Origin of the sequence: Labilibaculum manganireducens, from assembly GCF_002843385.1 — a bacterium.
In the GTDB taxonomy this organism is placed as follows: domain Bacteria; phylum Bacteroidota; class Bacteroidia; order Bacteroidales; family Marinifilaceae; genus Labilibaculum; species Labilibaculum manganireducens.
On the sequence record NZ_MVDE01000063.1, the window covers coordinates 1 to 6,840 of the forward strand.

Consider the following 6,840-nt stretch of genomic DNA (forward strand, 5'->3'; position numbering starts at 1 on the left):
CCCAATTGGCAAAGTTGGATTTTAGCCCTTTCAGGCAAAGGATGGTGGCGTAAATCGGGATGTCCACAAGTTCATCAAGCAATGAATCTTAAATGGTTCGAGGATTTAGGTTTGTTTAATATGTCGATTAAATACGCACTGTTACAAAATTAATTTGAAACCGCCGTATACGAGAGTACGTACGGTGGTGTGAGAGGGCGGGGGAGTAATCCCCCTACCTACTCGATTTATCAAATCATCAATTTTGTGGTTTTTATTTGTTGTGTAAAACAAAATTAATAATTTACCCCACGTAAATTTTAAAGGTTGAAAATATGAAACATCCATGTCAAAGCGATTTTGACACACAGGGAGATGATTATCTCAGTATGGTAAGTTCTCCCGAAACAAGTTCGGGACAGGCTATATGACAAAAACTTAAAATTATAAACATATGAAACGTCCATGTATAAAGCTTTCTACACACAGGGGGATGATTATTTCAGCATGGTAAGTTCCATATGGCAACTGAAAAACAAATAATAAACATATGAATATTTGTGTATTTTGTTCTTCCAGCAATTCTGTGGGTGAAAAGTATTTTCTGGAAGCTAAAAACCTTGGAACATCAATTGGTGAATCAGGATACAACTTGGTTTACGGGGGAACAAATGTGGGACTTATGAATCAGGTTGCCGTTTCGGTAAAAAAGGCTGGAGGAAAGGTGATTGGTGTAGTACCAAAGCTGATTAATGATTATGGAATATCAGCTGATTTTTTGGATGAATTAGTCATCACTCCTGATATGTCGGAACGGAAAAAAATTCTGCGTGAAAAATCAGATGCATTTGTAGCTTTACCGGGAGGTTTTGGTACGCTCGAAGAGATTCTGGAAGTAATAACCCTGAAACAGTTGGGATATCATAACTTACCAATTGTATTCATTAATACAGATGGGTTTTATGATTTTTTAAAAGCACAATTTGAACTTTCTTACCAAGAGAATTTTGCAAAAGAGGATTACCGGGACTATTATTTATTTGTAAATAGTTATGATAGTGCTATGAATTACATTCAGAACTATAAAAAAGAACAGTTAAAGACAAAATGGGATTAGTTTTTTAAAAACTGTTTTTCAATAGAATCCAGTAATTTTGATGTCTTAATTGGTTTTGAGAGATAGTCATCGCAACCGGCAGCTATTACTTTTTGCTTGTATTCTTTTTGAAAGTAAGCGGTTTGGCCAATAATCGGAATTTGTGAGTTGAATAATTTAATTTCTTTCGTTGCATCGTAACCGTTCATGATTGGCATTTGTATGTCCATTAGTACAAGATCAACAGCAACTGACTGACATATTATTATTGCTTCACTTCCATTTGTCGCCCAAAGTATTTCTGCATTGGTTTTTGCCAGACTTGCTTTAAAGAAGGAGAAATTAGTCTTCTCATCATCTACAATAAGAATGCTCTTGCCTTTCCAGTTGTAATTTTTTTTGTCACCAACTTCGGTTTTTTCAATCTTCAGTTTACTTCTGTTGTAGGGAAGAGTGACAAAAAAACATGTGCCGAGATTCTCTCTCGATTCAACTCTTATTTCTCCGCCAAGTATTTCAGCTAATCGGTTAGAAATGGTTAAGCCCAGACCTGTTCCGCTATACTGTCGGGTGTCCGATCCATCCATTTGTCTGAAGCTGTGAAAGATATTTTCCATTGATTTTTCAGGGATTCCAATGCCGGTATCTTTTACGAAGAATTCGATTTTGTTTTTTTCTTTAAGTTGATAACCAAACTCTACAAACCCATTGTCTGTAAATTTGATCGCGTTTTCGATTAAGTTTGATAGTAATTGCTCTAACCGACCAGGATCAGTATAAATAATAGAGTCTTCATCGTTTAGAGTCTTTTGAATTTTAAGTATAAGGTGGGATTTTTTATTCTTGTTTTTGTGAATGTAATACTTTTCATATAATTCGGTAAGTACTGTATTAACAGGAATTTCCAAAGAGGAAAGTATTATTTGTTTGCACTCTATTTTCGATAGATCAATTATGTTGTTAATGAGTTGCAGTAAATTAATACCACTTTGTTTTATTAGAGCTCCGTATTCTTGCCGCTCGCTTTCATTAACTTCCTGAGATGTAATAATTTCAGTAAATCCAAGAATATGATTCATTGGAGTCCTTATTTCATGAGACATATTCGCAAGAAAGGCTGATTTTAATTTATCAGATTCCTCCGCTTTGTTTTTCGCTTCTGTTAAATGTTTTTCATATATTTTTCTTTCTGTAATATCCCTGTAAATACCGAAAATAGCAATCTGCTCACCATCAACTTCAATTGGGTTTCCCATAATCGAAACGTCAATTAGTCTGCCATCTTTGCATTTCCGGACAGTTTCAATTTCTACCATCTGGCCTTTAGCTGTGATGTAATTTAAACTATTGGCTTCACCTTGTTTTGTTTCATCGGCAAGCAAGGTATCTATTACAACTCCTTTTAAATCTTCTTTTGTATAGCCAAACAGATTTGTAAATTGTTTGTTGATTTTTATACCATTACTCTCGTTGTCGGTAATTGCGATCGCCTCGGGAGAATTTTCGAAAAGTTGTTCAAAGTAGGCGGTTTCAATATTAAGCTGGTGTTCAATCGATTTTCTTTTAAGAATCATTTCATTGGCATGCTCACCAAGAATTTTAAATTCCTTAAAATGTAGTTTAGATATGTCAATTATATGTGAATTACTCGCAGCGTTTTTGTAAAATTGAGTTAGAATCTCTAATCCCGATTTGCTGATTTTTACCATAAACCGGGTGAATGTAATTATAATGAAAATTGTTAATAAAAAGATTAAACCTGCTTTTATAAAATACCCATTTACAAGAGCTTTTAGTTCATTTCTCTTATTCTGAATTGATTCTGTGAGTTGGCTGATATGAACACCGCTGCCAATTACCCACTGCCAGTCTTTATAGGTTTTTGCATACATCAATTTTGCAATAGATTCTTGACTGCCCTTTTTGTATGGATCCGCATACCTAACGAATCCACCATCTTTATCTGTTCCTCTTGTAATCAGCTCCTGCACTATCTTTCTGCCATCTTTGTCTTTTTTATTCCAAAGATTTTGACCAATAAGATCCTTTTGTGTATGTGCTAAACAAGTTCCGTTAAAATTAAATACTACAATTGAGAAGCTTTCATCAAATCGCATGTCTGTAATTTTATCCAGAATTTTATTTTGAATTTTTAATTCGTAGTTTTCTACATATTGAGTACATCCGATGTACCAATTATATGGTTTGAATATTTTAACAAAGGATATTTTAGGATCGATTTTTTGCCCTTCTTCCTCTTGCCATGAATAGTTTGAATAACCTTCGCCATTATTTTGTGCAATTTTTATCTCATTTTTGATAATAGGAATACCAAAAACATCTTTAAGTGATAGTTTGCTTTGTCCTTCCCATTCCGGGTTTTCTGAATTCATTTGCACAACACCTGCCAAGCTGTTTATATAGAAAAAACCGCTTCCATCATTAAAGCGAACAGAGCGTAAAGCATCTGTTATAAGTTTCTTTATCTGATCTTCCGTAAGATCATTTTTACAGCTGTTATATATGTTTGCAGCAATAGAGTGCGCTTCGTAAACTCTGCTGTTGATGTCTTTTTTTAGTGTGTTTCTTGTTTGCTCTCTCTCGTTTTCAATATAATTTATAAGAGTTTGAGTTTCGTGTTGAAGGGTTTTTTCTTGTATCTTAAAAAAGTCGTCCTGTATTTGTTTGGACTCTTGCTTAAATTTTTGCCTTGCCTGCTGAACCCAAAAAATCCCAAGAATGGAAATTAGGAGAAAGGAAGTGGCGAGAAGTGAAACCAAAAATACTTTAGAAATGCTTTTGTCTTCAATAATTTTAGCAAGAAAGAATTTCATATTAAGGTGGAAGTAGAATTCAATTATTATGTTGTGAGAGTACCATTAAAAACATGTGTTGCCGGTCCTGTCAGCCAAATATCTTCAATTTGTTTGTTACTTATTTTTCTGAAATGAACCTCAAGAAAACCTCCTTTTGTCTTAATTATAAATTTGTTACTGCCCGTTTTAAAACCGGCACTTATAGCCGATGCAACAACTCCTGTTCCACATGAATAGGTTTCATCTTCAACACCTCTTTCGTAAGTGCTGACAGTAATATTTTGACCTTGAAATGATACAAAATTCACATTTGTCCCTTTTTCGGCAAACCTATTATTGCAGCGTATTTTCTTTCCTTCAGTAAAAGTGTCGAAATTTTCATGATTGGATATGAATCGCACAAAATGAGGTGATCCGGTATTTAAAAAATAAAAATCGTCACCCATTTCAATATCTAAAACATCAATCATCTTCAGACTAACCTGAATACCATCTTTAGTATTCGTAATTTTTGCTTCATGTTCTCCATCAACAGCAATGAATTTTGTTTTTTCTGAGACAAGTCCTAAATGATAAGCAAAAGCAACAATACAACGACCACCATTTCCGCACATACTGCCTTCTTTTCCGTCCGAGTTGTAATATCTCATTCTAAAGTCGAATCCGTCTGCATTTTCAAGTAACATTAACCCATCACCACCAATACCAAATCTTCTGTCGCAAAGTTTTTCGATTAATGAGAAGTTATCCGGAGCAATCCTACCGTTTCTATTGTCAATTAAAACAAAATCATTTCCAGTTCCCTGATATTTTGAAAATTCAACTTTCATTTTTAAATCTTGTTAAGAAGTGTTAAATACCAATAAATTATAAACACTTGTTAAGTTTATATCGTTAAAATTGTCGTATAAATGTAGGAATCTTATTGGCACCAGTTATTTCGTCACTCAAGAAAATCAAAATTATTTGATCCATGAAATTATTTGATTTTTATTTTTGATAGAGAAAGCAACATTTTGCTTTTTTAGGCATAGTAAGAAAAACATCCTGTTTGATTTCAAACAGGCATCATATAATTATTAATTAATAAAGTTTTTTCAGATGAAATTGAAATTATTTTTGGGAAAATTAGCAATTGCCATTTTAGGTGGAACAATTGCCGTTTTATTATTTGTGTTATTTACTGATAAAAAAGAAAGAATTATTACTGTTCCGGAAGTGCGAACGACACAACTTACAAACCATACTGTTGGTTTGCCTCAGGTTGATTTAACATACGCTGCAGAAATGTCTGTAAAATCGGTTGTTCATGTAAAAACACTTTATTCAAATGAGGAATACCAATCCAATCCCTTTTATGATTTTTTATTTGGAGAGAGAGGTAGAAGTCAGCAGCCAAGAGCTAGTATAGGATCTGGTTCCGGAGTAATTATTTCGGATGATGGATATATTGTAACGAATAATCATGTAGTGCAAGGATCGAATTTAATAAATATTGTACTCTACGATAAAAGAGAATATGAAGGAAAATTAGTTGGTTTTGATCCTTATACAGATTTGGCTTTAATTAAAATAGATGAAAAAGATCTTCCGAAAATGGATTTTGGAAATTCAGATGATCTAAAACTTGGAGAGTGGGTTCTTGCAGTAGGCAATCCATTTAATCTGACATCTACGGTAACGGCTGGTATTATTAGTGCAAAGGCAAGAAATCTTGGTTTAAATGGAAATAGAATGAGTATTGAGTCATTCTTGCAGACTGATGCTGCCGTTAACCCAGGGAACAGTGGTGGGGCTTTGGTTGATACTAAAGGTCGGTTAATTGGAATTAATACTGCAATAGAATCCAGAACTGGTTCATATTCGGGTTATTCTTTTGCCATTCCGGTTACTATCGTTGAAAAAGTAATTGGCGATTTGAAGAAATACGGAGAGGTTCAAAGAGCATTTATTGGAGTGTCTATTCGAACAGTTGACGCTAATTTAGCTGATGAATTTAAAATTGATAAAATTGAAGGAGTATATGTTGCGGGTATAAATGAAGATGGAGCTGCCGAGAATGCCGGAATTAAAAAGGGAGATATTATATTGAATATAGAAGGGAAAGTTGTAAATTCCAGTGCTGAACTTCAAGAGCAGATTAGTAAGTTCCACCCAGGTGATAAAATTAAGGTTTTAATAAAAAGAGATGAGGAAAGGAAACAAATTGAGGTAGTCTTACGTAATAGACTAGGAAATACCAACGTAATTAAATCTAAAGATCTGGCTTTTCTTGGAGCTGAATTTGAGCCTATATCAACACAGGAGAAGTATCGTCTTCAAATAAACAGAGGAGTGAGGGTAAAGAATCTGCGCGATGGGAAGTTTAAGGACGAGGAGATTAAGGAGGGTTTTATTATTTATAAAATTAACGAAACGCCAATTTTCAAGGTAGATGATATTAAAGATGCGCTTCAGGATGTAAAAAATGGAGGTGTGTTTATCTCTGGAATTTATCCGGATGGAAGCGTTAAGTATTACGCGTTTTCTCTAAATGATAAAGATTAGGAAATTAAATGGGAAAATAATAATAATTCGAATAAAAGAGCAATTAATTTTGACTTTAAGTATTTAAAAGTCTAATTTTGCAAAATATTTCGATGAAAAGGGACTATGAGACAATTAAAGATAACCAAATCAATTACCAATCGTGAAAGTGCTTCTTTGGATAAGTATTTACAGGAAATTGGTAAAGAAGATCTTATTACGGTAGAGGAAGAAGTTGAATTGGCGCAGCGAATAAAAAAAGGCGACCAACGAGCTTTGGAGAAATTAACAAGAGCTAACCTACGTTTTGTTGTTTCGGTTGCGAAACAATACCAAAATCAAGGGTTAAGCCTACCGGATCTTATTAACGAGGGTAATTTAGGTTTGATTAAAGCAGCTGAAAAGTTTGATGAGACACGAGGA

Annotated in this window: 5 protein-coding genes; 3 read left to right on the plus strand and 2 right to left on the minus strand. The window is 33.9% G+C overall.

What is annotated here, in order from left to right; genetic code table 11:
* The first annotated feature begins 529 nt into the window (after positions 1-529).
* Positions 530-1,096, plus strand: a complete 567-nt coding sequence (locus BZG01_RS21025) for an LOG family protein (protein WP_101311810.1) — start codon at positions 530-532, stop codon at positions 1,094-1,096.
* On the opposite strand, the gene BZG01_RS21030 is transcribed toward BZG01_RS21025, so the two are convergent.
* Together BZG01_RS21030 and dapF are read right to left on the minus strand one after the other, a co-directional pair.
* Positions 1,093-3,909 (minus strand): cache domain-containing protein, encoded by a 2,817-nt coding sequence (locus BZG01_RS21030; protein WP_101311811.1) that lies wholly within the window; start codon positions 3,907-3,909, stop codon positions 1,093-1,095. The genes BZG01_RS21025 and BZG01_RS21030 overlap by 4 nt on opposite strands.
* A gap of 26 nt (positions 3,910-3,935) precedes the next feature.
* Entirely contained in the window at positions 3,936-4,721 is a 786-nt protein-coding gene (gene dapF / locus BZG01_RS21035) for a diaminopimelate epimerase (RefSeq protein WP_101311812.1), read from the minus strand.
* Positions 4,722-4,992: 271 nt separating this feature from the next.
* Between dapF and BZG01_RS21040 the strand changes: the two genes are divergently transcribed.
* Both BZG01_RS21040 and BZG01_RS21045 read left to right on the plus strand, forming a co-directional pair.
* Entirely contained in the window at positions 4,993-6,438 is a 1,446-nt protein-coding gene (locus BZG01_RS21040; RefSeq protein WP_101311813.1) for a S1C family serine protease, read from the plus strand.
* Positions 6,439-6,543: 105 nt separating this feature from the next.
* On the plus strand, positions 6,544-6,840 hold a 297-nt coding region (locus BZG01_RS21045; RefSeq protein WP_281256463.1), incomplete at its 3' end, for a sigma-70 factor domain-containing protein.